Source organism: Cohnella zeiphila, assembly GCF_014212055.1.
In the GTDB taxonomy this organism is placed as follows: domain Bacteria; phylum Bacillota; class Bacilli; order Paenibacillales; family Paenibacillaceae; genus Cohnella; species Cohnella zeiphila.
The window spans coordinates 56,259-81,338 of record NZ_JACJVO010000042.1; the positions used below are offsets into that span (position 1 = coordinate 56,259).

A 25,080-nucleotide genomic window follows, 5' to 3' on the forward strand; every position below is an offset into this window, starting at 1 on the left:
GGGGTGTGAGCGGGATTGGTCCGGACGGGGAGAAGCGGGTTCACGGCGATTCGAAGCTATGTCGGCGGCTTGCCTATACAGGCCAAGCTGATTTCTTCGTTCGTGCTCGTCATCTTCATTCCGATCGTGCTTTTCGCCTGGTACGTGCTGGACGGACTGTCCGACCGCTCCATCCAGGAGATCACGAAGAAGTCCGAGAACATTCTGGATATCGAGAAGAACAACGTACGGAACAACATCGAGCTCATGGAGTGGACGGGGCAGCTGGCGCTCTCCAATCAGGACATGAAAGACTATTGGAATGCGACGGAGGAGCCCGACACCGCGTCTTTGCTCGATTTCAAGACGAGGGTGTTCAGCAATTTCGAGCACTTCCTGAACAACAATCCGCGCATCGCCGCGGTCCGGATTTATACGAGCAATCCGAACGTGTACGAATTCTGGCCGGTCGTTCTTCATGAGTCCCGCATTCGCGATCAGCCGTGGTACGACAGCGTCCTGCGCCAGAACGGGGGCGCCTGGTGGGAGATTCGGCGGAATATCGATATCGCGGCGAATTCGTCGGACGGCGCCGCCGTCAACGGTCCCGCCGTCTCGCTTCTGCGCGAATTCCCGTATCCCGACCTGTCCCATAACGGAATTCTGGAAGTCAGCATGGGCGTCAGGCAGTTTTTCACCAAGACGTACAGCGTCCAGGAACCGAGCTCCCAATTGCTCGTTCTCTCTCGCGGCGGAGACATCTACACGGACGACAACGCGAACATCTTCCGGCGGGCCTCCGCCAAAGAACTGATCGGCGCGATCCGGCTTCAGCCGGACGAAGGCGACAAGAGCGGCTTGTTCCGGTACAAAGGGCAGTCGTACCTGGCCGTGCAATCCTATCTTCCGGATCTGGATTTCCATCTGGTGAACATCGTCTCGCTGTCGGACACGATGGCGGATCTGCACCGCACGCGCAACAACCTGCTCTTCGTCGTTCTCATGCTGGCGGCCGTCCTGATTCTGATCTCTTCGTTCATGCACTCGCTCATCTTGAAGCGGCTGAAGGTGCTCCGGGATTCGATGAAGAAAGTTCGCGGCGGCGACTTCCACCTGGACGTTCCGGTCTACGGCTCGGACGAAGTGGGAGAGCTCGGCCATCACTACCGGCAGATGCTCAAGAAGATCAACGAGCTGATCGCCCGGCAGGTCAACCGGCAAGCGGCGACGAGGGAGGCGGAGCTTCGGTCGCTGCGGAACCAGATCGATTCCCATTTCCTGTACAACACGCTGGAAAATCTGAAAATGCTCGCGGAGATCGAGGGGCAGTATACGATCTCCGATTCGCTTACGTCCTTGGGCAGCATGATGCGCTACAGCCTGAAATGGACGCACGACCGCGTCCGGCTGCGCGACGAGATCGAACATATCCGCCACTATATCGCGATCATGAACATCCGCTACGCCGGCAAGCTGGAGCTTCGGGTAGACGTTCCGGACGAGTGGCTGGATCAGGAAGTGCTCAAGATGTCGCTGCAGCCGGTCGTCGAGAACGCGGTCAAGCACGGCTTCAACCCGCCGGCTCTGAAGGACGGGAAGCTCATGATCTCGCTTGCGGTCGCCGAGAGACTGGAGCAATGCGTGATCGAGATTGCCGACAACGGGTGCGGGATCCCCGAGGACCGGCTGCGGCGGCTGAATCGCCAGCTGCGAATGGACGAATCGGACTACCTGGAGATTCGCCGGGAATTCGAAGGCGATTCCCCCGGAATCAGCGGCATCGGCCTGCGCAACGTCGACCAGCGGCTGGTCATGTCCTTCGGCTTGGACTGCGGCATTCGGATCGAGAGCGTGGAAGGCAGCTTCACCCGGGTCGTGATGACGCTGCCTAGATACAATTGGACCGGAGGAGGGATCGGATGAAGCGCAAGCTGGTCATCGCCGACGACGAGCTCAATATTCGTCATGGCCTGAGAGCCATGATCGAGCGCCGGTACCCGGACTCGTACGAGTTCGCCTTCGCCGAGAACGGGAGCGAGGCGCTGTCCCTGATCGCGGAAGGCGGCGTTCACTTCCTGCTCACGGACATCCGCATGCCGGTCATGGACGGCATCGAGTTGCTCGAGCGGCTTCAAGAGCTGCCGGAGAAGCCCGCGGTCGTCATCCTGAGCGGCTACGACGATTTTCCTTACGCCAAGGCGGCGATCCGCTATCAGGCGAAAGAGTACCTTCTCAAGCCGATCGTGCGCGACGAGCTGTTCTCCGTGCTGGAACGGCTGGCGGATGAATGGCGGCTGCAGGAGGAGCGCGGGCAAGGCGAAGCGGACCGGCAGGGAATCGAGCGATCGGAGCGGCTCGCCTATGTGCTGCGGCAAGCAAGCATCGGCGAGGAGGAGGTCCGCCGCCTGCTCGGGGAAGCCGGTCTGGACTGGCTGGACGGCGGTTACGCGGTCGGCTTGCTGAAGACCGGAGAGCAGGCGTCGGACGCTTGGGCCGCGACCTCCCGCCTGGAACAATGGCTGTCCGGCGAGGAGCGGTGGGCCAGGTGCAGCCTGCGCGAAAGGGAGCATATAGTCGTCGTCCGAGGCGCGGACCGGTTCCGGCTGCTGCTGAATCCGCCGGAAGGATCGGCCCAGGAGCCGCTTAGCATCGCCGTCAGTTCGGAGGCCAAGGGCGCGGGGCAGCTTCGGCTCGCTTACAGCCAGGCGAGGCAGGCGGCCAAGTACTTCCTGCTGAACGACGGTCCGGGCCTGATCGGCTACGACCGGATTCGCGCCCTCGACTCCGGTTGTCCGCTGCCGGCGGAGCAAATCCGCAAAATATCGAATCTGCTGGGGGTCGGACGATTGCCGCAGATCAAGCGGCTGCTTCAGGAAACGCTGGATATTCGAGTCGTCTCCCGCTGCGAGATCGGCTACCTGCAGCAAATCAGCCGGCTGTTGAACGAAGAAGTGTTCGACCGGGTGTTCCGCACGTACGGGGAAGAATCCGTGGAAGTTTTGAAGCTGTACAAGAAAGCGGGCCACATCGAAAATTTCGCTCGTTTCCACGACTACTATTTTCACGTCGAACAGCTGCTGGAACGGCTGGACGAGTACGTCGGCCGCGTCCGGTCCGCCCATGCCGAGCACAAGGACATGCAGCGGGCGGTCGAGTACTTGCAGGAGCACTACCGCGAGGATGTCAACATGGCGGTCGTGTCGAACTATATTTCGCTGAACTATACTTACTTCAGCGAGGCGTTCAAGGAGTATACCGGCGAGAGCTTCTCCGCCTATTTGCGAAAGCTTCGGCTCGGCAAGGCGAAGGAATTGCTGGCGGGCACCGATCTGAAAGTATACGAGGTTTGCTCCCTTGTCGGCTTCGATAACGTGAAGCATTTTACGAGAGTGTTCAAGGAAGCCGAAGGCATCACCCCGCTGGAATACCGCAGCAAGGAGGCGGAGCGGGCGTAAACGGCTATCGAACCTCCAGACGCGTCAAATAGACGAGCTCGTCCCGCCTCATCTTGCGGAACTGGCCGGGGGTCGTTCCCGTCCACTTGGAGAACTGCCGGATAAAGCTCTGGACGTTGTCGTAGCCGATCCGGCGGGCAATTCGCTCCAGAGAGTCTCCTCCGCTGAGCAGCAGATGCATCGCCTCCTGCTGGCGCAGCACGAACAAGTAATCGCGCGGGGACATCCGGTACGCGTCCATGAACGTCCGGTAGCAATGCCTGCGGCTGTAGCCGAGCCGGCGCGCGATCGTTTCGAACCAATTCTCCTCTTTCTCCCGGTCCTCGTCCCCATGGCCGGCGACGAGCGTCTCGATCTCCCTCGCGATCCGAACGGGAAGGGAACGGCTTTCGTCCGGCTCGCCGGGTGCAGGCAAGAGGCGGTCGAGCTCGCCCTCCAGCAGATCGAGCGCCTCGTAGAGCGCGCGATAGAGACGGATGCGGGAAGCCTTCTGCGCCATGCGCTCATGGAGGGTCTTCACGGCGGCGACCAGCTTGCGGTTCAGCGGGTGGCCGCGATCGACGAGCAGCAGGCCGGAATCTCCCAGCCGCTGCAGGAAGGCGGGGTCGTCGAGCTGTACATGGAGGACGAAATAACGGAGCGATGCCTCGGATCGGTACGAGTGAAGCCGCATCGGAGGCACGAGAAGGAGATCCCCCTCTTCCTGGCGATACGGAATTCCGCCGATATCGGCCAGCTGCGTCCCTTCGAGAACGAGGTTGAGCTCGAACATCCGATGATGCAGGTGCCTGCCGCAGGACCAGCCCGCAGGAACGGCGGCGGAATGGGCGCCGTACAGATACGCTTCCGATTTGCTGTTGGGAAAAGCCGCATCCTGCTCCACCTGACGATCCGCCACCGCGATCCCCCCTCATCGATCCGAATCATGTCCCAATTGGTTAACGTTTCTCCCCGATCGGACCCTTTTCGCCCTAACGACCGCGATCTCTGACGTTTATACTTTGGGAGTACGCTACTATTATTCGCTTTTGCGAGCGGTTGCGCAACATCGGGAGGAGGCCGAGGCTGTGGAGTTGTTCAAAAGAATGGAGAGCCCGTCCGCCGCGTTCGTCCGTCTGGACGGCGGATGGCGGGCGCTGACCCGCGTTCGGACGGGAGCATGGGAGGCCGAGGGGATTACGCTTCGGCTGACGAACGAAGGCGGCTCCGTAGCGGTGACGTTGGAGGCTCCGGCAGTTGAGCCGAGGGCTGTCAAGCTTCGTTGGGACGAGCCGGTCGAAGGGAGTTGGCTCGTTCTGGGGGATCATTGGGAGCGGGCATACGGCGATCTGGAATGGCGCGGACTGGTGCCCGAGCGGGTTCTGCCGTGGTATTTCCTGGCTCATGACGGCGTCCAGACGGCAGGCTGCGGGGTGAAAACGGGAGCGGGAGCGTTCTGCTTCTGGCAGCTCGATCCGGATGGTCTGACGCTGACGGCCGACGTCTCCTGCGGCAGCGAGGGCGTTCGCCTAGGCAAGCGCATTCTGCCCGTCGCCTCGATCGTCACGGATCCGGGAACGGAGGGGGAACGGCCTTTTGCGGCGGCGCGCCGGTTCTGCTCCCTGCTGTGCGACCGTCCCCGAATGCCGAAGCAGCCGGTCTACGGCGGGAACAATTGGTACTACGCCTATGGCAACAGTTCGCACCGGGAGATTCTCGAGGACTCCCGGTTCATGTCCTCGCTGTCCGCGAATGCCGGCAACCGACCCTATATGGTCATCGATGACGGTTGGCAGTTGAAGAGCGGAGGAGGCGCCTGCAACGGCGGGCCCTGGACGGGAAACGGCAAGTTCCCGGATATGGAGCGATTGGCCCGGGAGATGAAGGAGATCGGCGTCAAGCCCGGACTGTGGTGCCGGCCCCTCCTGACGGCGGAAGAGGTGCCGGCGGAATGGATCCGCTATTCGGCGAGCGGGGGCTATGTGCTTGACCCGACCGTTCCCGAAGCGCTCGAATCGATCCGCGAGGCGGTCCGTGAGATGACCGGGTGGGGCTTCGAGCTGTTGAAGCACGATTTTACGACGTACGACCTGCTGGGCCAGTGGGGATTCACGATGCGCTCCAGACCGCACGCGCTGCCGCACCTGTTCCGGGACCGATCGAGAACGACCGCGGAGATCGCATTGGAGCTGTATCGGACGATCGCGGAGGCGGCGGGAGAGGCCGACGTGATCGGCTGCAACACGCTCGGCCATCTGGCGGCGGGGCTGTTCTCGATTCAGCGGACCGGGGACGATACGAGCGGCAAGTGGTGGGAGCGGACGCGCTATATGGGCGTCAATACGCTCGGCTTCCGCATGCCCCAGCACGGTACGTTTTTCAGCCATGACGCGGATTGCGTCGGCCTCACGGCCGACGTGCCGTGGGAGCTGAACCGCGGGTGGCTTCGCCTGCTGGCCGGCAGCGGCACGCCGCTGTTCGTCTCGGCGGATCCGGCCGTCGTGACGAAGGAGCAGGAGGCCGAGCTGCGGCGGGCGTTCGAGCTGGCGGCCGTCGAACGCCCGGCGGCGGAACCGCTCGATTGGCTGAGCACGACCTGCCCGGGCCGCTGGCTGCTGAACGGGGAAAAGACGGCATTCTCCTGGAACGCGGTGACCGAGGAGACGCTGGAGGAGAAAGACAACGGCTGGTGGCTGTGACACCGCAAGCGCGACCCGGCCGTAACCGGCGTCGTGCTTAACCGGAATACTGGCTGGGCGAAAGCCCGGTCCGTTTTTTGAATACCTTCGAAAAATATTTGACGTCGGAAAAGCCGAGCTGCGCCGCCAGGTCGGCTAATTTGATGCCGTCGTTGTTGCGGAGCATCTCCTCGGCCCGCTCGATCCTCAGCTTGCTGAGATATTGGCTGAACGGCATGCCAGTCTCCCGTTTGATCAATTGGCCCAGATAAATCGCGTTGTAATGATAACGTTTCGCGATCTCTTCGAGCGTGAGCGGCAGCGTGAAGTTGGAGCGGATATAAGCGATGATGGACGTCGCTTTGCCGTCGTTGTCCTCCCATTCGTACAGCTTGCGGAATAAATTCAGGAAATGTTCCCGGCCGGAGAAGGCCAGCGCCGGAAGCGCGACGCCGTCCAATTGCTCGTGCAGTTCCAGGAACGGAGCCGCATACTCGGCGTACAGCGCGACGACCGAGCGGATCAGCGAATTGAAGCGGGCGAGGGCGGCCGGATCGGCGAGCGTCTGCGACAGTTTCTCTTCCAGCCATCGGTATCCCCCGCGGAAGTCCCCCATGGACAAATGCATTCTCAGCGTCTCCAGTTCGGGAGAGAGCGGTCCGCCGTTCTGCGGATGGGCGGCGAACTCGGCGCCGAACAGCTTCCCGTGCAGCCGTTCGAGCGCGCGGAGAAATGCCGCCTGCATCGATTCCGCGGCCGAAGGTTCGGCGGCGGCCATGTCTCCGAACGGAACCCGTTCCCGTTCCAGAATCCGCTTCAGAACCTCCGCCGCATGGGAGACCGTCTCGCCGGCGATGGCCGGGACGGCAGCCGCCAGCAGCGTATCGGCCGGCCGGCAGATCAGGATGCCGGGCATCCCTTCCCGTTCGAGAATGCCCCGAAGCATCGATAGCCGATCGTCGTCCCGGACCGGCAGACGGTAGTTCTCGTCCAGAGACAGCGAACAGAGCAGCCATCCGGACGGATGGGGAACCGGCTCCAGGCCGTCGGGCGCCGCCGCCGGCAGCTCCGGTCTGCGAAGCCACCCGGCCACGGTCCGGTTGACCTGCCGGAGAGCTTCCCTCTCTTCCAGCTCATGAACGGAGCGGCTGATCAGCTCGATCTCTTCCTGCTTGACGACCAGCTCGGCCGCCTTGCGCAGCGCCTCCCGCAGCTCCTCGTCCTGAATCGGCTTCATCAGATAAGCGACGACGTCGAAATCGATCGCTTTTTTCAGGTACAGAAAATCGTTGTATCCCGAGATAATGACGATCTGAACCGGAATCCCGCGATGCCGCAGCTGCTCGATCAGCTGAAGACCGTCCGTGACGGGCATCCGGATGTCGGTCAGGATGATATGGGGCCGCTCCTTCAAGGCGGCCGCCAGCAGCTCGTTGCCGTCATGGCAGACGCCCGCGAGCTCGAGCCCGAGCGGTTCCCAAGGGATGCGGCTGGCCAGCGCTTTGCAAATGATCGGATTGTCGTCCGCGATCATCACTTTAAGCATGCAATCGGCTCCTTTCCGGTGCGAGTACGGGCAATTTAAGCGTAACGGTCAATCCTTCCCCGGGCGCCGAGTCGATCTTCAGCACGTCCGCGTCGTCGTAATAAAGCTTGTACCTTTGGTTGACATGGCTGAGACCGATTCGGCCGCCCTTGCCGGTTCGCCCGCGCGGCGAAGCGGCGAGACCCTCCCTCAGCTGCGAGAGCTGCTCCGGGGTCAGGCCGCTTCCGTTGTCGGCGATCGAGAGGGCGACCTGACCGTCCGACAGATAGGATCGGATCCGGACGAGGTGCGGCGCGGGAGCGCGGCGGAAGCCGTGCTTGAAGCAGTTCTCGACGATCGGCTGAAGCGTCATCTTCGGAATCAGCTGGTTCAGCGTCGCTTCCTCGATGTCATACTCGATCCGAACGCCCTGGAAGTAAGCGCCGTTCTCCGCGATGAACAAGTAATCTTTCAACTGGCGAATCTCGCGGTCGACCGTAACCAGATCGTCTTCTTGCAGGCTGTAGGCGAACAGCGCGCCCAGCTTCTGGCACATGACGCTTGCGGCGGGAGAGCCGTCGATGATCGCCTGGCTCGAGATCGTCTCCAGCGTGTTGTACAGGAAGTGCGGGTTGATCTTCTGCTGCAGGGCATCGAGCTCCGCTTCGGTCTTCAGCAGGTTCGCCTCGTAATTTTGGCGGATCAGGTCGTTCATTCCGGCAACCAGCAGGTTAAACGAAGTGTAAAGGTCGTCGAATTCAACGACTTGTCCGCGATAAGTCGCCGACGTCTCGAAGCGCCCTTTGACCACCTGCTTCATCTCCTTCATCAGATTGTAGATCGGCCTCGTAAACCGCTTGGTCGAGAACGAAAGAAAGACGAACACGAGCAGAAGATACAGCGCCATGACGGCCAGGCAGATGAGGACGATCCGGTTGATCTGGCTGATGAACAGCGGTTTCTGGGCGTAGCTGCTCACCGTAATGCCGGTGTAATCCGAGCTTTGCCGAATAAGCCGGTTGGCGGATTCCGGGGTTTTCGGGTACTCCTCCGTGTTGGAGAAGATCAGCTTCCCCGTCGGATCGCGAATCTCGAGCGGAATGGACGGTTCCATCTCGCTCACCATATCGGCCAGGCTGGAATAGGAGATGTCGAAGACGATGAAGGCGATCGGCTGCCCCGTCTGCACGTCGAGAATCGTCTTGATGACCGACACGGCATGGTCCGCCGACTTGTAGTAGGCTCGCTCGTTGTCGAAGAGCAGATGCGTCTCGCCCGGGTCGGCCGTTACCTTGCCGTACCAGGAAGCTTGGGAAGGGGCGAAGGAGTTGTTGATCGTCTCCGGCGTCGAGAAGATGGACAGGGGGCCGTTTTTCCCGATGACGATGAACTCGAGCCCGGTCTGGAACAACGCCATGTTGTTCAGCGTATCCTTCGCCTCGCGGAAGGCGGAGGCCGATTTCCCTTCGGCGTAATCCGGAAGCTTGTAGTACAGCGTGATCGGGATGACGAAGTCGGTGTCGGTCGCGAACGTCGTCTCGATCGCCTCGACGGAATGGAAGAAAGAGTCGAGCTTGTTGTTGATCAGACTGCTCGTCTCCAGATTATACTTCTGAATTTCCTGGTACGAGTAGGAGGAGAGCATGTACATCATCGGAATCGTCACGACCAGAATGGAGCAAAAAATATAGATGATGGTCCGGATATAAAGATGGCCGAACATATGGCGTTTGCGGCGGAAAAAACGGATCGCCAAGCGGGTCACCTTGCTTTCCTGTCGTTTTGGCTGCGTTTTCAAGAGATAAGGTTTTTGCACCTATGATCTTTAATCCGTCGGTTTGAGAGAACAAGGTTAGCGCTTATGATGGGAATCAAGCCGATGTGAAAGCCTTTGCAACAAGGCGAGCGTCCGACGTATGACTAGCCTATTACATGTCGGCAATGGAATCAAGGGATGATCGAACGGGCGTACTGCAGGCGCCGGTCGATTCATCGGCACAATGAACGGAGGGTTCGGTTATGAGAAAAGTCCGCAAAAGCATGCCGGTTCTGTTGTCGGCGGCATTGGTTCTATCCCTGCTGTCTGCATGTTCCGGCGGGGGCTCCGGCAATTCCGGCAACGCCGCTTCATCCGGGTCGGCCGGGAACGCAGGGGCATCCGCAGGCCAATCTTCCGCGAAGAAACAGACGATCACGGTCTGGCACGGCGCCGGCGGCGACGGAGCGAAATTCCTGGAAAGTCTCGTTAAGGACTATAACGCCAGCCAAAGCAACGTGGAAGTGAAGCTGGTCTACGTCGATACGAATTCGATGGTTCAGAAGCTGACGGCCGCAGCCGCCGGGAAGGCGCTTCCCGACGCCGGGCTGCTCATGTGGCCGCAATGGGCGGGACCGCTCAAGGATGTCATTCAGCCGCTCGACGACTTCATTGCCGCAGATCCGGACAAATGGAACGAAGGGGATTTCCTTGACTCCCTGCTGGACGGAAACGTTCGGTTCGGAGGCGTCACCTACGGCGTTCCGATCGAGACGAACAACCTGGCGCTCTATTACAACAAGAAGCTGTTCGCCGACGCGGGGCTTCAGCCGCCGACGACCTGGGACGAGATGGTCGCCGACGCCCAGAAGCTGACGGATCCGAAGAAGAAGCAATGGGGCTTGCAGATTCCGACGACGAAGGGCGGCTCGCTCGACTTCCAATGGGACTGCTTCCTCTGGCAAGCGGGCGGCGAATACGCGAACGCGGACGGAACGGATCTCGGATTCAACAGCGATGCCGGCGTGCAGGCGACGCAGCTGTGGGTCGATCTCATCAACAAGTATAAGGCGGCGAGCCTGGCGCCTCCGCAGAACGGCTTCCAGACCGGGCTGATCGCCATGACGATCGACGGCCCTTGGTCGATTCCGGGCTACAACGCGATCAAAGGATTGGATTACGGCGCCGTTTCGCTGCCGGCAGGACCTGCGGGCAAGGCGACGAGCCTGGGCGGCACGAACAACTTCATCTTCAAGACGACCCCGGAGAAGGAGAAGGCGGCATGGGACTTCCTCATGTGGCTGGCGTCTCCGGAGAATACGGCGAAATTCGCCGCCGGCTACGGCTCGGTCCCGATTCGCAAATCCAGCTCCGAGCTGCAGGAATGGAAGGATTTCGTCGCCGCGAACCCGACGATGCAGATTCATATGGACTCGTACGCTTTCGGCAAGCTCCGGCCTTACAACCTGCTGACGTATACGGAAATCTCGGACATTGTCTCCTCCCACGTCGAAGCTGCGCTGCAGAAGAAAGAGACGCCGGAAGAAGCGATGAAGAAAGCCTACGAAGAGAGCAAGCCGCTCGTCAAAACCTGGGTGAACTGACCGGCCGCCTCCAAGCGGCGTGAAGCTCCGCAGCCGAACTCGGCAGTTTGAAGAGGGAGGAGGCCCCGGCCGATCCGGGGTCCCCGGACTCTCCGGAGTTCCCGGACTCCTCGGGGTCTCCCCGCCGATTCGGAAGCTCCCCGTCCATCCGGGGGCTCCCGCCATACGTGAGTTCGACTCGAAGATAAGCCCGCTTTTGAGTTATTCGCAAGCAAGGGAGAGAAGGTGAAGACAAGACGTGAAGACCATCCGCAGGCTGCTCGGCAAAGACGCCGTCGTCGCTTGGACGCTGCTCGCTCCGAATGTGATCTGGACGGCCGTGTTTACCTTGTTTGCCCTGTATTATTCGATCTACCTAAGCTTTCAGGAAGTGGACGTCTTCTCGGGACATAACCGCTTCCTCGGGTTCGCCAACTATACCGACTCGTTCGCGGATCCTCTCTTCGGCAAGTCGCTTTGGCAGACGGCCGTGTTCACGGCCTGTTCCGTTCCGCTGTCGATGGCGTTCGGCTTGCTCGTCGCCACGCTGATGAACGGCCGGATCAAGGGACGCGCCTGGATGAGGGCTTCCTTCTTCCTGCCGTCCATTCTTCCGATCATCGCCATCGCCCAAGTGTGGCGTTGGATTTACGAGCCGAGCTACGGCTTGCTCAACTTTACGCTGGAGAAGCTGGGCATCACGTCGCCGGAGCATCCCGTGCAGTGGCTGATGTCGACCAAGACGGCGATGCTCGCCGTCATCGTGTTCGCGATCTGGAAAGGCTTCGGCTATATCATGGTCATTTACTTGGCTGCGCTGCAGGGAATCTCCCGTTCGCTGTACGAGGCGGCGGAGATCGACGGGGCGAATCCGGTCCAGAAATTTTGGTCCATTACGGTGCCGGGGCTTCGGCCGGCCACCTTCTTCATTCTTATCACCTCGGTCAGCGGCGCGTTCCAGACGTTCGGCGAGATCTACTCTCTGACCAACGGCGGACCGGTCAATTCGACGAATATGATCGCCTACTATATTTATCAATATGCCTTCCAGTTTTTCAAGATCGGGCGCGGGGCGGCCGTCAGCGTGATTCTGTTCCTGCTGCTGTTCGCGCTGACCATCTGGCAGTGGCGAATGTATCAGAGGACGGAAGAGTGACCGCGGGAGGTGTGGCAGCTTGAGCTTAACGGCTAGACGTTTCGGAATGTCGCTTGTCTATTTGCTTCTAATTTTAATGGTGCTGATTACCGTATTGCCGCTGTACTGGATGATCTCGACGTCGCTGAAAACGCCGACCGACGTGTTCTCCTATCCGCCGAAGATGATCCCCTCCACGCTGGAGTGGGGAAATTTCGCGAATGCCTGGGACATGGCTCCGTGGGGACGGTACTTCGTGAATACGGCTCTGTATACGGCGTGTACCGTGCTCGGCGTTCTGCTGTCATCGGTCACGAGCGGATACGCGTTCGCCAAGCTTAGCTTCAAAGGCCGCAACTCGCTTTTTCTGGCTTATGTCGGGACGATGATGATCCCCTCGCAGGTAACGATCATCCCCGTCTATATGATTCTGGCAAAAATGAATTGGGTGGACACCTATGCGGGCCTGATCGTCCCGGGTCTGACCAGCGCGTTCGGCTGCTTCCTGATGCGGCAGTTCATCGCCGGCATTCCGACGGAGATCATCGAATCGGGACTGATCGACGGGGCCGGGCATCTGAAAATTCTTCGTTCTATCGTCTCGCCGCTGCTGTATCCGGCGGTGGCGACGCTGGGCATCTTCACCTTCATGGGCGCCTGGAACAACTTCTTCTGGCCGCTCGTGGTGACGAACAGCGACGAGCTTCGCACGGTGCAGATCGGCCTCAGCTCGTTCCAGAACCAATACGGAACGGCGGACTGGGGCTCCATGATGGCGGCGGCGACGCTGGTCAGCCTGCCGGTGCTGGTCCTGTTCTTCTTCGCCCAGAGGTATTTTATCGAAGGCATCGCGATGACGGGCGTGAAGGGGTGAACTCGGCGAGCGCCGCATGCCGATAATCGATCAAAGCCTGCAAATCTGCAGGAATTTGTTCTCAAATCTAACGACGAACGCACGAAGCCTGCAAAAATGCAGTTATTTAGCGGGGATCGCGGCCTCGGGCGGAGAAAAGGTGAGAAAGCCTGCACATTTGCAGGCTTTTTTTAAATGAACGGCGAAATCGCTGCGAATTCCTGCACTTTCGGTCCAACCCCCTAATTTTGGACACTCCGCAGCTAAGTCAGGGGTATTCTTATCAAAGCGCGATTTTTCGGGCCTCGATCTCCCCATTACGGTATTTCTTCAAATACTCGGACGGGGAAAAATCTTGAAGACTGCCGTGATATCTGCGCTCATTGTAAAAGCTGATGTAGCGATTTACCGTCAGTGCGGCTTGCTCGAATGTCTCAAATACGTGGCGCTGGTAGCATTCTCGCTCTAACACGCTGTGGAACGATTCGATGTACGCGTTCTTGTTGGGTGCGCATACCGGAATGCGTTCGTGCTGGATTGGCTTCGTTTCGTTTAACGTGGTGCAGAACGTATGGAACGCTTTGCTGCAAAACTGGGGACCGTTGTCCGTTCGAATGACCAGTTGGTGCTGCTCGGCGAATACCTCACGCTTTAGCATAGCCTGGTTCAGCATCTGCGTAATGTTTTCGGTCTTACACACCTTGCCGATGTAATGGCCGACAATGGCTCTGTCGTACACGTCAATGGCACTAGCCAAAAAGAAATGCCGACGTGTTCCTGCGATGTAGCCATACTTGATGTCTACTTGCCAGAGCTGGTTGGGACCGGTAACTTCACGGTTATTGGCCAGGATTCGGGGAACGCGATTGCGAACGTCCCGTTGCGGTCGCAGCAGGTTCAGTTCCTTGCAAAGGCGGTAGACCTTCTTCTTATTAATGATCAGGCCGTAGGTTCGCCGCAGGCAGGTTGTAAGCTTGCGATAACCGTAGGCAGAGGCTTCTCCCTGAAGAAGACGGCGGATATAACCCTTGATTTTACCGTCGCTTACCTTGTGCCCGTCTCGGTGCATGGAGAAGCCTGGAATGGGCCTACTGCCTCCTGACCTACTTTTCTTAGGGTGACTCAGACTGTAGTAGTAGGTGGATCTCGGAACGCCGCAGATTCGCAGCACGGTACGAACGGGATAGCGACGAGCGATCCACACACAGGCTACTTCAAGTCTTTCAGCACTGTTGGGTTCGTTTTTTTTAGCAGGTCCCGGAGAATGGCGATCTCCAGTTCTTTCTCACCCAGCAGCTTCATGGCTTCGGTGTATTTTTTCTCAATGTCGTTAGGCTGCGCCAGAACATTCTCAGGCGATTGGGCAGATTGCTCAGGTTTTCTTTTGGCCATATCCGATTCCACCTCGTCCCTAAATTGTCGCACCCATTCACGTAGCGTCTCCGGATGCAATCCTTCTGTACGAGCGACGTATTCGATCCGGTAACCGTCCAACACGCGCTCCACCAGTTGCTTCTTCTCCGGAACCTTACGGTGACGACTTTTCACTCTCATGGACAAATTCCTCCACACTTTTTAGTGTACTTTTTGAGGCTTACAGTGTCCAAGAGAATTAGGGGGCCTTAGGGCTTTTGCAGTTTTGCTGGCTGAGTGAGGCATCCGGATATCCCCCCCTTCAGCCATCCGAACCGAACAGGAGCAGCGCCGCCGAAACTAGAACCCTTATCCGGCTGCAGTCGCTGTGATATGCTAGGAGGAAAAGACTGGGGAGGAACCTCGCATGATGCCGCCGCTCAAAGCCGTGCTGTTCGACCTCGACAACACCGTGCTCGATCGCACCGCCGCTTTTCGCCGGTTCGTAGACGTATTTTTGCAGACTTATTTCCGGCATTCGGATGGCGCCCAAGAGCTCGCGGCCCGAATGGCGGAGCTGGACCGGGACGGGTATAGGGACAAGCGGGAGCTGTTCGCCGAATTGATCGAAGAGCTGGCCTGGGAGCGGACGCCGGGATTGGAAGAGTTGATGGACTTCTATAAGAAGGAATACGTGAACAGCGCCGTGCCGATGGAGCGGGCGCAAGACGTGCTTCGTCACGTGCGGGGGAAGTACAAGACCGGACTCGTCACCAACGGAGGAACCGAGGTTCAGCACGGAAAGATCGACCGGCTGGGCATTCGAGAGGATTTCGACGTCATTCTCGTGTCGGAAGAGGCCGGCGTCAAGAAGCCGGACCCGCGAATCTTCGCCATGGCAACCGATCGGTTGGGCGTGCGGCCGGAGGAGTGCGTCTTCGTCGGCGACCATCCGGCGAACGACATCGAAGGGGCGCATCGAGCCGGCATGCGAACGATCTGGCTTCAGGTGAACCAGCCTTGGCGGGAAGGGCTCTCGGCCCGGCCGCTCCGTTCGATCCGCCGGTTGGCGGAATTGCTGGAGGTGCTATGAACAATCCGCTTCGAAGCATCCGTTGGGCAGACACGGATAAGGATGTCATCCCCTGGCTCGAAGGGAACGGTCCGGTCGGCGTCTTTCCGTTAACGTCCGGTTTGGAAGCGGAAGTGATCGGAATCGATAGGAACGGTTCGAAGTTCGTGCTCAAGATATGGAACCGGGATTCCAAGCCCCATATACAGGCCCAGTATAAGCTGCTCAAGATTTTATCGGGGAAAGGGCTGGCGGTTTCCGAGCCGATAGGATGGGGAACGGATCCGGACGGCCATTCGGCGCTGCTGACCCGTTACGGCGGAACGCCGATCCGCAAGCTGAATCGCTCCAAGCTGCTCCAATTGGCGAACATGCTCCTGGACGTCCATCGGCTTCCTCTGAATGACCTCGGCGAGGGTACGGTACGGAATTTTCCCTTCATCGGCTATTTTTTTCCCGCTATCGACGATCACCCGGATCTTCGAGATCAACTGGCGAAGCTCGTGGACCAAGCGGACCCGCAGCCGACCTGCCTCATTCACGGCGATTACAATCTCGGAAACGTTCTGGAAGACGGAGACCGGCTCGCCATCATCGACTGGACCAATGGCCAGTTGGGAGACCCAAGGTACGATATCGCCTGGTCCGTCGTATTGATGAGGATATACGCGGGGGAGCGGAACGGCTCCGTCTATCGCAACGCTTTCCTGGCCGGCTCACCGTATTCCTCCGAGGAGCTTGAACGGTTCGAAGCGATCGCCTGCCTTCGCTGGCTGCTGCTCAATCGGGTCGCGCATTTGCCCAAAGGCAAAGATACGCTCGGCAAGGTCCGGAAGCTGCTGAAAGAAAACGTCCATCTCGACGAGAGCCTGCTATAAAAGGAGAGGAGCGAGCACGGATGCCGAACGACGATTGGGACCGGCGAATCGATTATTTGAGGAATACCCGCCGGCTGTATTACAACGACGATTACCTGGATTTTCTCGTGCGGGGAGTGTGGAAGCTCGACAAGCCCGTGCGCGTCGTCGATTTCGGCTGCGGATACGGTTTTCTCGGGTTGAAGCTGCTGCCGCTTCTTCCCGAGGGCTCGACGTATACCGGCATCGACAAAGGGCATGATCTGATCGCAACGGCGAGAGAGACGTTCGGCCGCCTTCCTTACGCGAGCGAGTTTATCGAAGCCGATCTGCTGGAGATCGAAGTAGAGCGCCGGTTCGATCTGGCGGTATGCCACGCATTCCTGCTGCATATGGCCGAGCCGGAGCGGATGCTGGGGAAAATGATCGGCAGCGTGGCGGACGGCGGCAGAGTGATCGCGTTCGAGCCGCACTGGATCGCGGGAATGGCGGGCTGGGAGCTGGACGGCGTCGATGCTTCGCGGATCGTTCGGCTCGGGGCTTTGCAGAAGCTGTACGAGGAAGATGCCAAGCGAAGCGGGAAAAACGGCAATGTCGGCATCCGCCTGCCGATCCTGATGAGCCGATTGGGTCTCGCGCAAGTGGAGTGCCGGGCGAGCGACAAGGTGAACTTCCTGGATCCGGACATGGACCTGCGGGCGAAGGAATTGCTGTATCAATCGCTGCGCGAAGAAGGCGTCGGACAGCCGCCCGGCGACCGCGACGACATCATAAGCCGTCTCGCCGCCAGAGGGCTGACGCCGGAGGAAGCGTCCGCCCAATACGAGGCGGAGCGGCGGGCCGCCGAGGAATTCGGAAGCGATTCCGCGTTTGTCTATGCTCCTCAGATGAAGATTACGTTCGGCACGGTGAGCGGAAGAGCCTCCGGCGAACCGGTTCCCGCCATCGTCGGCAGGGAACGGCAGGCGTCCGGCCAGCTGAGGATCGATCCGGAGGAGGCGGAACGGTAGCGGCAGCCTCCGGCCCCCGACCGGCGTCCGGCGTTCTTCCGTTTAGTTGGAACCCGCAGCCGAGGCGGCATCTTTGAAATGGCCGCGCGGCTTTTTGCCGCTCCAGCGCTCGTCGATCTTCTCCAGCGACGACTGGTAGCGAGTGTCCACGCTGAGCCGATATTGGTTCGTCGTGTTCTCCAGCGAGCAGTGCATGAGGAACATGCCGAAGATGAGCACGTCTCCCGCCTTGAATTCCGTCGTCGCCCACTTGCCGCCGTACTTGTTCGTAATGACGAGCGGATCGTCGGTGTAGTGGCCGATGCCGTCGCGGTCCGAATCCTTGGAGCCGTAGGACTTCTTCAGATCCTCGAAGCGGTGCGAGCCGAGGCAGATCGCAAGCCCGCCCATCGCGTAGTCGACGTCGCCGAGCGGAGACCAGACGGTGTACAAGTTGTGAGTGCCGCGCCCCATGTACACGATGTCGTAATGGGCGCCCGTATAGTCGCCCCTGCCGACCGCGCGCAGCCACTTGTAATGATAGGTCAGCGATTGCTCGCCGAGCAGCCGGTCGAAGAAGCCCATGACATGCTCCCCGTTCAGCACGTCGAGCAGCTCCGGCAGGTCCTCGTTCGTGCCGCCCATGAACAGCGACTTGCTCCCGTCCGCCATGTATCCTTCCTCCAGCAGCGTGTCGCGGTCCAGCTTGCCCAATTTGTCCATCTTCCGGAGAACGGCGTGCCGGGCCCGCATCACCTGCTCCCGGCCGTGAAAACCGCGCAGCAGCAAATAGCCGTCCTCGGAGATTCGCTGCCTCAGCGCGTCAAAATCATTCAAAATATCGTTCGAATCCCGCAGTTCCGTCAGATGCGGTCCCCCCAGCTCCAACTCCCGGCTTCCCACCTTCACAAGCATTCGGTCATCTCTCCTTTTCGAATCGGTAGCTTTATTGTAAGAGACGAATTCGCGGCAGGCCATGGAGGGCCGTTGCGAAAACATGTATAATCGTACTGAAAGATTCTTTGAGGATCGGGGAGCGAATGCCGCTCATGGTTTACATGAATATTCCGTACGCGCTGGACGATTCCGTGCCGGTTCCTGCGTTTCGCTTCCAATCGATCTGGAAGGTGCAGGCGAACGATACGTACCAAGCCGTTCAGCCCCGCGGCTTCCCGTCCGCCGGGATCTTTGTCACGTACGAGGGGCGGGGAACGTTCACCCACCCGGACCGGCGCGATGAACTCGGTGCCGGCACCTATATGATCGTACCTGCCGGCCTTCCGTGTTCCTATCGCTGCGAGGGCGGGGATTGGAAGTTTTTCTTCATCCAGTTCGATTCGCTGGACATTGCGCTTCAACTGGAGCTGACCGTGGGGCGTCCGGCCGCGACCGCCCAGATGCCGGAAGCCGTCCGGCTGTGCAAGCGGCTGATCGACAGTCTGATCGTTCATCCGGCCGGCTACGGAATGGCCGCGCAGCTGTACGCGCAAGAACTGTTTCTGCTGTTTGGCGAAGAGCGGGCGTCGGCCGGCCGGAACCGGCATCCCGAGCTGGACGACGTTTTGTTCCGGATGCACCGGAACATCGGCCGGCCGCTGCCGGTCGACGAGCTCGTGCGGCAGAGCGGGCTGTCCCGCACCGTCTTCTTCGCGCGCTTCCGTTCCCGTACCGGCATGTCTCCTAGCCGATACATGCTGGAGCTGAAGCTGGCCTCCGCCAAAGCAACGCTGGAGACGACTGACTCATCCGTGAAGGAGATCGCCGCCGCTTTGCATTTTTACGACGAATTCCATTTCTCCAAGTTGTTCAAGCAGCGCTACGGGGTCAGCCCGCGCGCTTATCGGCAGAGCTTGCCGCCGCATTTGGGAGGGGTTATCGAATGAACGCGACAACGACCGTTTACCTGGTCAGGCACGGACAGACGGAGTGGAACATCGAACGACGGTTTCAAGGCCATCAAGATTCTCCTCTCACCGACATGGGAGTGAAGCAGGCAACCTGGCTGGCCGACGCTCTGCGGGATGAGCGGATCGATGCCGTTTACTCAAGTTCCAGCCCGCGAGCCCGTAGGACGGCGGACATCGTCAAGGGGGACCGCGCCCTCGCCGTGCGGGAAGCGGACGAGCTCAAGGAGATCAACCTCGGCGTGTGGGAAGGCATGCGGCAGGAGGAAGCCGAGAGAGCGGATCCCGGCGCTTTCCGGCATTTCTGGGACGATCCGAGCGAATTTCGGGTGGAAGGAAGCGAAACGTTTGACGAAACGGCTGCCCGGTCGATCGGCCAATTAGAGCGGATTCTAAGCGAGCATCCGGGCCAAACCGTTTTGATCGTCACCCATACAGTCGTCGTGAAGCTGCTGATGGCCCATTTCGAAGGACGGTCCTTGCAGGATCTTTGGAAACCGCCCTACATCCATCCCGCTTGCTTGTGCAAAATCGAGGTTGCCGGGCGGCAGAGCGAAATCGTCTTGCACGGGGATATCCGCCACTACCGGGAGGAAGCGGAGGAGAGCTGAGATGCTGGACCAATCCGTTCCTTATTATAACGTCGTGATGAAGCGAAGCGCGGAGCTGCCCGTCCCGCCGCGGCCGGAGCTTCCCGCCGGTTATTCCTTCGCTTTCTATTCGGAAGGAAAGGAAGCGGATTGGGCGCGAATCGAAGCATCCGTCGGGGAGTTCGATTCGGAGGCGGACGCTCTGCTTTATTTTCAGAAGGAGTATATGCCGCATCGGGAAGAGCTGGCCCGGCGTCTCGTCTTCGCGCTCGATTCCGGCGGCTGCCCCGTCGCTACCGTAACGGCATGGCGGAACGATACCGACGGAACGAGCGGCCCTTCGCTTCATTGGCTGGCGGTGCATCCCGGGCATCAGGGACGCGGGCTTGGACGCGCTCTTATCGGTAAGTGCCTGGAACTGTTCGGCGGGACCGACCCCGGCCGCGACATCTGGCTGCATACCCAAACGTGGAGCCACCGGGCGATCGGGCTTTACCTGCAGGCCGGCTTCCGCATCGCAAAGTCGGAAAGCTTCGGGGGCTACAAGAACGAATACGGCTTGGCGGAACCGATCTTGCGGGAGAAAGGGATTATTCAAGACGAGGAGGAGAACGAGACGAGAACGGTCGAACTTCCGGAGATGAAGCTGGTGGGCATCCGAATCCGGTGTTCCGGAGAAGAGTACGTCCGGCGAATCCCCGAAGCCTTTGCGACGTTAAAGTCGCGGCTGCACGAGATCGGCGAACCGGTTGAACCGTCCAGACAGATCGGAGCGTACGTCGCGGGAGACTATTCGGACGAGGAAGACGGCTATTGGGCCTGCGTCGAAGTGAACGCCGTCGGGAAAGTTCCCGAAGGAATGGTCGCTTTGACGGTGCCGGCCCAGAAGTATGCGGCGGTTCCCCATCGGGGATCCGCGGAAGAGGTCGGCAACACTTACGAAAATCTGCACGGTTGGATCGAGAAGCAAGGTCTCGTCCGGAACCCGAGAGCGTGGCATCTGGAAATCTCGAATTGGGGCGGGGCGGACCTGGAATTGTTCGATACGTTGGAGGAAAAAACTTTTTAAAATGATTTGGACGATGCTGTCGATTCGGTCGGATCCTGTTCGTCGTATAGGTAAAGGCCGCAAAAAACCGCACTTTGCGAATCATCGGCCCAACCCAATCGGAGAGAGGATGTTGACGAATGGCAGCACAATTGACACCGTATATCGAATCGAAGGACGCTCGCGCCCAGGCCGAATTTTATATGCACGCGCTCGGAGGGGAAGTGCGATTCCTCATGACGCACGGTCAGGTACCGGGAGTACCGGAAGCGATGAAGGACAAGGTGATGCATATGGCCATCGGCATAGCCGGGGAGAACGCCTTGTTCCTGTCCGACGAGTTCGTCCCGACGGAGGGCAAAGGAGGCCGAGGCAGCCTCACCTTGTCGCTGACCTTCCCGAGCGAAGCCGCGGCGCGGGAAGCTTATGCGAACCTGGGCGAAGGCGGAAGGGACGTTTATCCGTTCGAGCTGCAGCCTTGGGGAGGGCATTATGGCGAAGTGGAGGACAAATTCGGAATCTATTGGAAAATCACCAAGCAATAACGAGCCAAGCTGCCGAACTGTCGAAGGATATGCACGAAAAGGGCGATGAAGTCAACGCCCTTTTTTTCGTTTTATTGCGGAACAAAGGTCCGTTGAGAAACGCGGTTTGCTCCCCTATGATTAGGGGAAACGAATCGGGGGGCCAACGAATGCGAACCGGAGCTTTCTGGCAGGAAAACGTCGTCTACCAAATTTACCCGCGCAGCTTCCAGGACAGCAACGGAGACGGAGTCGGCGATCTTCGCGGGATCATCGGCCGTCTCGATTACTTGCGGACGCTCGGCGTCGGGATTGTCTGGCTGAGCCCCGTATACGAGTCGCCGAACGACGATAACGGCTACGATATCAGCGATTACGAAGCGATCATGGAACAATTCGGCACGATGGCCGACTGGGAGGAGCTGCTGGCGGGCCTGCACGTGCGGGGCATCAAGCTGGTCATGGACCTCGTCGTCAACCATTCCTCCGACGAGCATCGGTGGTTCGGGGAGTCGCGGAAGTCGAAGGACAATCCGTACCGCGATTATTATATTTGGCGGCCCGGCAAGCCGGACGGGAGGGAGCCGAACAACTGGACCTCCTTCTTCGGCGGCTCCGCCTGGCAGTACGACGAGGCGACGGACGAGTTCTACCTTCATCTGTTCTCGAAGAAGCAGCCAGATCTCAATTGGGACAACCCGAAGCTGCGCCGGGAAGTGTACGACATGATGAAGTTCTGGCTGGACAAAGGGATAGACGGCTTCCGGATGGACGTCATCAACTGCATCTCCAAGGCGGACGGCCTGCCGAGCGCGGGCGAGGACCGCTATGCTTGGGGCGGAGACTTCTTCCTGTGCGGTCCGCGCCTGGAGGAGTACCTGAAGGAGATGAACGAGCAGGTTCTGTCGCGGTACGACGCGATGACAGTCGGCGAGATGCCGGGCGTGACGCCGGAGCAGGCTGCCGCCTACACCGATCCGGCGAACAAGGAAGTCAACATGGTGTTCCAATTCGAGACGATGGACATCGATTCCGGCGAAGGCGGCAAATGGAACGTGAAGCCGTGGAAGCTTGCGGATCTGAAGGCGGTGACGGGCAAGTGGCAGAACGGGTTGAACGGCCGGGGCTGGAACAGCCTGTATCTGAACAATCACGACCAGCCGCGCATGGTGTCCCGGTTCGGGAACGATACGGTTTACCGCAAGGAGTCGGCCAAGCTGCTCGCCACTTTCCTTCATACGCAGCAGGGAACGCCGTATATTTATCAGGGCGAAGAGATCGGCATGACGAACATCCGGCTCCCCAAGCTGGAGGATTACCGGGACATCGAGACGCTCAACTTCTATCGCGATGCGACCGGGCAGTGGGGCTGGACGCACGAGCGGGCGATGGAAGCTATCTACGCCAAAGGGCGGGACAACGCGCGGACGCCGATGCAGTGGGACGCGGGCCCGCAGGCCGGATTCACGACGGGGCGGCCGTGGCTTCCCGTGAATCCGAATTATCCGGAGATCAACGCGGAAGAGGCGCTGCGGGACCCCGATTCGATCTTTCATTATTACCGGACGCTGATCGCCCTGCGCAAGCAGCACCCGATTCTGATCTACGGCGACTACCGGATCCTCCTGGAGGAGCATGAGCAAATTTACGCCTACACCCGTTCGTGGCAGGGCGAGACGTGGCTCGTGCTGCTCAACTTCTCGGACGGCGCCGCGTCGGCGAAGCTTCCGCCGGAGCTGCCGGCGGGAGGGGAGCTAGAGCCGATCGTCTGCAACTACCCGGATTCGGATGCCGCGCGGCGGGAAGACGTGCGGCTTCGGCCTTACGAGGCGTTGGTGTTAAAACTTGCATAGATCGAAAAAAATCGCACGATGCGAGCGTGATTCGCCGCTTCTGCGATTTTTTTCATGGACTCCGATCGGTCCGTTCTCCAACAAACGGCCGCGAAATTTGATCGATTTTAATCTTTCGCTGACATGCCTCTGATGTTGACAAGTTACGGTACACTCGAGCCCGATTATCGAAGCTTAGGGTTCAGATGAGGGGATGAGATGAGCAAACGAACTTTCGCGGTGGATCTGCACTGCCATACCCGAATGTCCGACAACGACAAATCGATCGAAGAGGTGCTCCGGATCGCCCGCGGCAACGGAGTGACGCATCTGGCGGTCACCGACCACGATACGACGGCCGGGCTGGCGGAAGCCGCCCGGTTGGGCGGGGAGATCGGCATCGAGATCGTGCCCGGCATCGAAATTTCGGCTTATGATTTCCGCCGCAAACGCCGCGCCCATGTGCTGGGCTTGTTCGTCGAGCCGGGGCATGCCGCGCTGGAGGAGCTGTGCCGGCCTACCGTCGAATTGCGGGATCGGCTGTCCCGGAAAATGGTCGATCGTTTGATCGAAGCGGGCTATCGTCTGTCCTGGCCGCAGGTGCAAGCTTATGCCGCCGGCGGAACCGGCGTTTACAAACAGCACATTATGCATGCATTGATGGACGAAGGGTACTGCGACGCCATTTACAGTCCGCTTTACCGAGAGCTTTTCTCGCGGGGAGAAGGCGGCGAGCCGGGAATCGCTCACTTGCCGATGACGTACGTCGACGCGTTCGACGCGATCGAAGCCGTCGCCAAGGCGGGGGGCGTGCCGATCTTGGCCCATCCCGGACAGCTCGGCAATTTCGAGGCCGTGGAAGAGTGGGCGGAGGCGGGCTTAAGAGGCATCGAGGCTTATCATCCGTCGCACCTGGAAGAGCATGTCGCGCTGGCGCTGGACATGGCCGATCGTTTCGGTCTGTTCGTCACCGGCGGCGCGGATTACCACGGCTTCTACGGCGATCCGGAATGCCTGCCGGGGGACTGCGGCGTCGATCTTGGCCGCTTGGAGTCCCTGAAGGCCGAGGCCGCCTTGCGAGGAGGAGTGGCGCGATGAAGCACATTCACCAAGAGCCGCCGAAAGGCAAGCCGCTGTCGGAGGAGCCTACCCTTCATGAGTCGGCGCGGATTATCGACAGCTACGTCGGGGAGTGGACGGCGATCGGGGCCGGCAGCCGCCTGCTCGAATGCACGTTCGGCGACTACAGCTATTGCGTGGATCAAGTGCAGATCCACTATGCGGATATCGGCAAGTTTTGTTCGATCGCTTCGCACGCCTGCATCAATCCCGGCAATCATCCGATGTGGCGGGTCACCCAGCACCACTCGACCTACCGCAGGGCCAACTACCGGTTCGCCGAGTCGGACGACAAAGACTTTTTCGATTGGCGCCGGGCCCATCGCGTCGTCATCGGCCACGATGTGTGGATCGGCCACGGCGTTACGGTGATGCCGGGCGTCTCCATCGGTACGGGATCGGTCGTCGGCTCCGGCGCGGTCGTCACCAAGGACGTGCCGCCTTACACGATCGTGGCGGGGGTGCCGGCCAAGCCGATCCGGAGGCGGTTCCCGGAGGAGATCGCCGGGAAGCTGCTGGAGATCGCCTGGTGGGATTGGCCGAGAGAGCTGCTGGAAGAGCGCTTCGACGAGCTCAACGCCGAACCGGAAGCTTTTATTCGAAAGTACGCTTCGTCCGCCGTCTAGTTAGGTTTCGTCAAGCCGCTTCGGAAAGCGCCGGAGCGGTTTTTTTGTCCCGCGTGCCCAGCGAAGCACGCATTCTCTAGCCGGTGAAAGTCCGGTCACGGGAGGGGCCAAGTCCCCGTGTAGCTAGGATGCCTGCGTATGGCGAAATCTGTGCGTAGAAGCGCATCGACGGAAGTACCTGTCAGAGACAGGGCGAGCAACGGACCAGGCCGCAACATGAAGT

22 protein-coding genes are annotated in these 25,080 nt (G+C 59.8%); 16 read left to right on the forward strand and 6 right to left on the reverse strand.

Going from position 1 to position 25,080, the window contains the following annotated elements; all coding sequences use genetic code 11:
* The first annotated feature begins 15 nt into the window (after positions 1–15).
* Together H7C18_RS29920 and H7C18_RS29925 are read left to right on the forward strand one after the other, a co-directional pair.
* Positions 16–1,902 carry a sensor histidine kinase gene (locus tag H7C18_RS29920; protein ID WP_185132789.1) on the forward strand — a complete coding sequence of 629 codons (1,887 nt, stop codon included), beginning with the start codon at positions 16–18 and terminating at the stop codon, positions 1,900–1,902.
* Positions 1,899–3,434 (forward strand): response regulator, encoded by a 1,536-nt coding sequence (locus H7C18_RS29925; protein ID WP_185132790.1) that lies wholly within the window; start codon positions 1,899–1,901, stop codon positions 3,432–3,434. Before H7C18_RS29920 ends, H7C18_RS29925 begins: the two co-directional genes overlap by 4 nt.
* Positions 3,435–3,438: 4 nt before the next feature.
* On the opposite strand, the gene H7C18_RS29930 is transcribed toward H7C18_RS29925, so the two are convergent.
* Complete coding sequence (locus tag H7C18_RS29930) at positions 3,439–4,332, reverse strand: helix-turn-helix domain-containing protein (protein WP_185132791.1); 894 nt, start codon at positions 4,330–4,332, stop codon at positions 3,439–3,441.
* Positions 4,333–4,501: 169 nt separating this feature from the next.
* On the opposite strand from H7C18_RS29930, the gene H7C18_RS29935 reads away from it, so the two are divergent.
* A complete protein-coding gene (locus H7C18_RS29935; protein WP_185132792.1) occupies positions 4,502–6,112 on the forward strand; it encodes an alpha-amylase family protein in 1,611 nt (536 codons plus the stop codon).
* A gap of 37 nt (positions 6,113–6,149) precedes the next feature.
* Here H7C18_RS29935 and H7C18_RS29940 read toward each other — a convergent pair whose 3' ends face one another.
* Entirely contained in the window at positions 6,150–7,637 is a 1,488-nt protein-coding gene (locus tag H7C18_RS29940; protein WP_185132793.1) for a helix-turn-helix domain-containing protein, read from the reverse strand.
* Complete coding sequence (locus H7C18_RS29945; RefSeq protein ID WP_337913927.1) at positions 7,630–9,381, reverse strand: cache domain-containing sensor histidine kinase; 1,752 nt, start codon at positions 9,379–9,381, stop codon at positions 7,630–7,632. The genes H7C18_RS29940 and H7C18_RS29945 overlap by 8 nt, the downstream gene beginning before the upstream one ends.
* Before the next feature lie 254 nt (positions 9,382–9,635).
* Between H7C18_RS29945 and H7C18_RS29950 the strand changes: the two genes are divergently transcribed.
* From H7C18_RS29950 to H7C18_RS29960, 3 genes are all read left to right on the forward strand, one after another.
* Entirely contained in the window at positions 9,636–10,976 is a 1,341-nt protein-coding gene (locus H7C18_RS29950; protein WP_185132794.1) for an ABC transporter substrate-binding protein, read from the forward strand.
* Positions 10,977–11,214: 238 nt separating this feature from the next.
* Positions 11,215–12,111, forward strand: a complete 897-nt coding sequence (locus H7C18_RS29955; protein ID WP_185132795.1) for an ABC transporter permease subunit — start codon at positions 11,215–11,217, stop codon at positions 12,109–12,111.
* A gap of 19 nt (positions 12,112–12,130) precedes the next feature.
* On the forward strand, positions 12,131–12,964 hold the full coding sequence (locus H7C18_RS29960; RefSeq protein WP_238358061.1) for a carbohydrate ABC transporter permease: 834 nt from the start codon (positions 12,131–12,133) through the stop codon (positions 12,962–12,964).
* Between the two features lie 262 nt (positions 12,965–13,226).
* Here H7C18_RS29960 and H7C18_RS29965 read toward each other — a convergent pair whose 3' ends face one another.
* Together H7C18_RS29965 and H7C18_RS29970 are read right to left on the reverse strand one after the other, a co-directional pair.
* Entirely contained in the window at positions 13,227–14,147 is a 921-nt protein-coding gene (locus H7C18_RS29965) for an IS3 family transposase (RefSeq protein ID WP_185132796.1), read from the reverse strand.
* 5 nt (positions 14,148–14,152) lie between these two features.
* A complete protein-coding gene (locus tag H7C18_RS29970) occupies positions 14,153–14,497 on the reverse strand; it encodes a transposase (RefSeq protein ID WP_185132797.1) in 345 nt (114 codons plus the stop codon).
* A gap of 226 nt (positions 14,498–14,723) precedes the next feature.
* Between H7C18_RS29970 and H7C18_RS29975 the strand changes: the two genes are divergently transcribed.
* From H7C18_RS29975 to H7C18_RS29985, 3 genes are read left to right on the forward strand one after another with little or no spacing between them, the layout of a single operon-like run.
* The gene (locus H7C18_RS29975) at positions 14,724–15,389 is read left to right on the forward strand and encodes an HAD family hydrolase (protein ID WP_238358062.1); all 666 of its coding nucleotides are present in this window, start codon (positions 14,724–14,726) and stop codon (positions 15,387–15,389) included.
* Positions 15,386–16,246 carry a phosphotransferase family protein gene (locus H7C18_RS29980; protein WP_185132798.1) on the forward strand — a complete coding sequence of 287 codons (861 nt, stop codon included), beginning with the start codon at positions 15,386–15,388 and terminating at the stop codon, positions 16,244–16,246. Before H7C18_RS29975 ends, H7C18_RS29980 begins: the two co-directional genes overlap by 4 nt.
* A gap of 20 nt (positions 16,247–16,266) precedes the next feature.
* Positions 16,267–17,235, forward strand: a complete 969-nt coding sequence (locus tag H7C18_RS29985) for a class I SAM-dependent methyltransferase (protein WP_185132799.1) — start codon at positions 16,267–16,269, stop codon at positions 17,233–17,235.
* 42 nt (positions 17,236–17,277) lie between these two features.
* On the opposite strand, the gene H7C18_RS29990 is transcribed toward H7C18_RS29985, so the two are convergent.
* Positions 17,278–18,129 carry a phytanoyl-CoA dioxygenase family protein gene (locus H7C18_RS29990; RefSeq protein WP_185132800.1) on the reverse strand — a complete coding sequence of 284 codons (852 nt, stop codon included), beginning with the start codon at positions 18,127–18,129 and terminating at the stop codon, positions 17,278–17,280.
* 134 nt (positions 18,130–18,263) lie between these two features.
* On the opposite strand from H7C18_RS29990, the gene H7C18_RS29995 reads away from it, so the two are divergent.
* From H7C18_RS29995 to H7C18_RS30030, 7 genes are all read left to right on the forward strand, one after another.
* Positions 18,264–19,097 carry an AraC family transcriptional regulator gene (locus tag H7C18_RS29995; RefSeq protein ID WP_185132801.1) on the forward strand — a complete coding sequence of 278 codons (834 nt, stop codon included), beginning with the start codon at positions 18,264–18,266 and terminating at the stop codon, positions 19,095–19,097.
* Positions 19,094–19,729: a histidine phosphatase family protein gene (locus H7C18_RS30000; RefSeq protein ID WP_185132802.1), complete on the forward strand. Its 636-nt coding sequence runs from the start codon at positions 19,094–19,096 to the stop codon at positions 19,727–19,729. Before H7C18_RS29995 ends, H7C18_RS30000 begins: the two co-directional genes overlap by 4 nt.
* 1 nt (position 19,730) lies before the next feature.
* On the forward strand, positions 19,731–20,777 hold the full coding sequence (locus H7C18_RS34880) for a GNAT family N-acetyltransferase (RefSeq protein WP_202887635.1): 1,047 nt from the start codon (positions 19,731–19,733) through the stop codon (positions 20,775–20,777).
* Between the two features lie 119 nt (positions 20,778–20,896).
* Positions 20,897–21,301 carry a VOC family protein gene (locus tag H7C18_RS30015; RefSeq protein WP_185132803.1) on the forward strand — a complete coding sequence of 135 codons (405 nt, stop codon included), beginning with the start codon at positions 20,897–20,899 and terminating at the stop codon, positions 21,299–21,301.
* A 149-nt stretch (positions 21,302–21,450) separates the two neighbouring features.
* Complete coding sequence (locus H7C18_RS30020; protein WP_185132804.1) at positions 21,451–23,133, forward strand: glycoside hydrolase family 13 protein; 1,683 nt, start codon at positions 21,451–21,453, stop codon at positions 23,131–23,133.
* A 198-nt stretch (positions 23,134–23,331) separates the two neighbouring features.
* Positions 23,332–24,210 (forward strand): PHP domain-containing protein, encoded by an 879-nt coding sequence (locus tag H7C18_RS30025; protein ID WP_185132805.1) that lies wholly within the window; start codon positions 23,332–23,334, stop codon positions 24,208–24,210.
* Positions 24,207–24,857, forward strand: a complete 651-nt coding sequence (locus tag H7C18_RS30030; RefSeq protein ID WP_185132806.1) for a DapH/DapD/GlmU-related protein — start codon at positions 24,207–24,209, stop codon at positions 24,855–24,857. The genes H7C18_RS30025 and H7C18_RS30030 overlap by 4 nt, the downstream gene beginning before the upstream one ends.
* Positions 24,858–25,080: the final 223 nt, after the last annotated feature.

Bases quoted from the DNA above. Each gene is read 5' to 3' on its own strand.
- H7C18_RS29990 (WP_185132800.1), bottom strand. From the start codon at position 18,129: ATGCTTGTGAAGGTGGGAAGCCGGGAGTTGGAGCTGGGGGGACCGCAT.
- H7C18_RS29975 (WP_238358062.1), top strand. From the start codon at position 14,724: ATGATGCCGCCGCTCAAAGCCGTGCTGTTCGACCTCGACAACACCGTG.
- H7C18_RS34880 (WP_202887635.1), top strand. From the start codon at position 19,731: ATGCTGGACCAATCCGTTCCTTATTATAACGTCGTGATGAAGCGAAGC.
- H7C18_RS30025 (WP_185132805.1), top strand. From the start codon at position 23,332: ATGAGCAAACGAACTTTCGCGGTGGATCTGCACTGCCATACCCGAATG.
- H7C18_RS29940 (WP_185132793.1), bottom strand. From the start codon at position 7,637: ATGCTTAAAGTGATGATCGCGGACGACAATCCGATCATTTGCAAAGCG.
- H7C18_RS29995 (WP_185132801.1), top strand. From the start codon at position 18,264: ATGGTTTACATGAATATTCCGTACGCGCTGGACGATTCCGTGCCGGTT.
- H7C18_RS29980 (WP_185132798.1), top strand. From the start codon at position 15,386: ATGAACAATCCGCTTCGAAGCATCCGTTGGGCAGACACGGATAAGGAT.
- H7C18_RS29970 (WP_185132797.1), bottom strand. From the start codon at position 14,497: ATGAGAGTGAAAAGTCGTCACCGTAAGGTTCCGGAGAAGAAGCAACTG.
- H7C18_RS30015 (WP_185132803.1), top strand. From the start codon at position 20,897: ATGGCAGCACAATTGACACCGTATATCGAATCGAAGGACGCTCGCGCC.
- H7C18_RS30020 (WP_185132804.1), top strand. From the start codon at position 21,451: ATGCGAACCGGAGCTTTCTGGCAGGAAAACGTCGTCTACCAAATTTAC.
- H7C18_RS30030 (WP_185132806.1), top strand. From the start codon at position 24,207: ATGAAGCACATTCACCAAGAGCCGCCGAAAGGCAAGCCGCTGTCGGAG.
- H7C18_RS29950 (WP_185132794.1), top strand. From the start codon at position 9,636: ATGAGAAAAGTCCGCAAAAGCATGCCGGTTCTGTTGTCGGCGGCATTG.
- H7C18_RS30000 (WP_185132802.1), top strand. From the start codon at position 19,094: ATGAACGCGACAACGACCGTTTACCTGGTCAGGCACGGACAGACGGAG.
- H7C18_RS29925 (WP_185132790.1), top strand. From the start codon at position 1,899: ATGAAGCGCAAGCTGGTCATCGCCGACGACGAGCTCAATATTCGTCAT.
- H7C18_RS29985 (WP_185132799.1), top strand. From the start codon at position 16,267: ATGCCGAACGACGATTGGGACCGGCGAATCGATTATTTGAGGAATACC.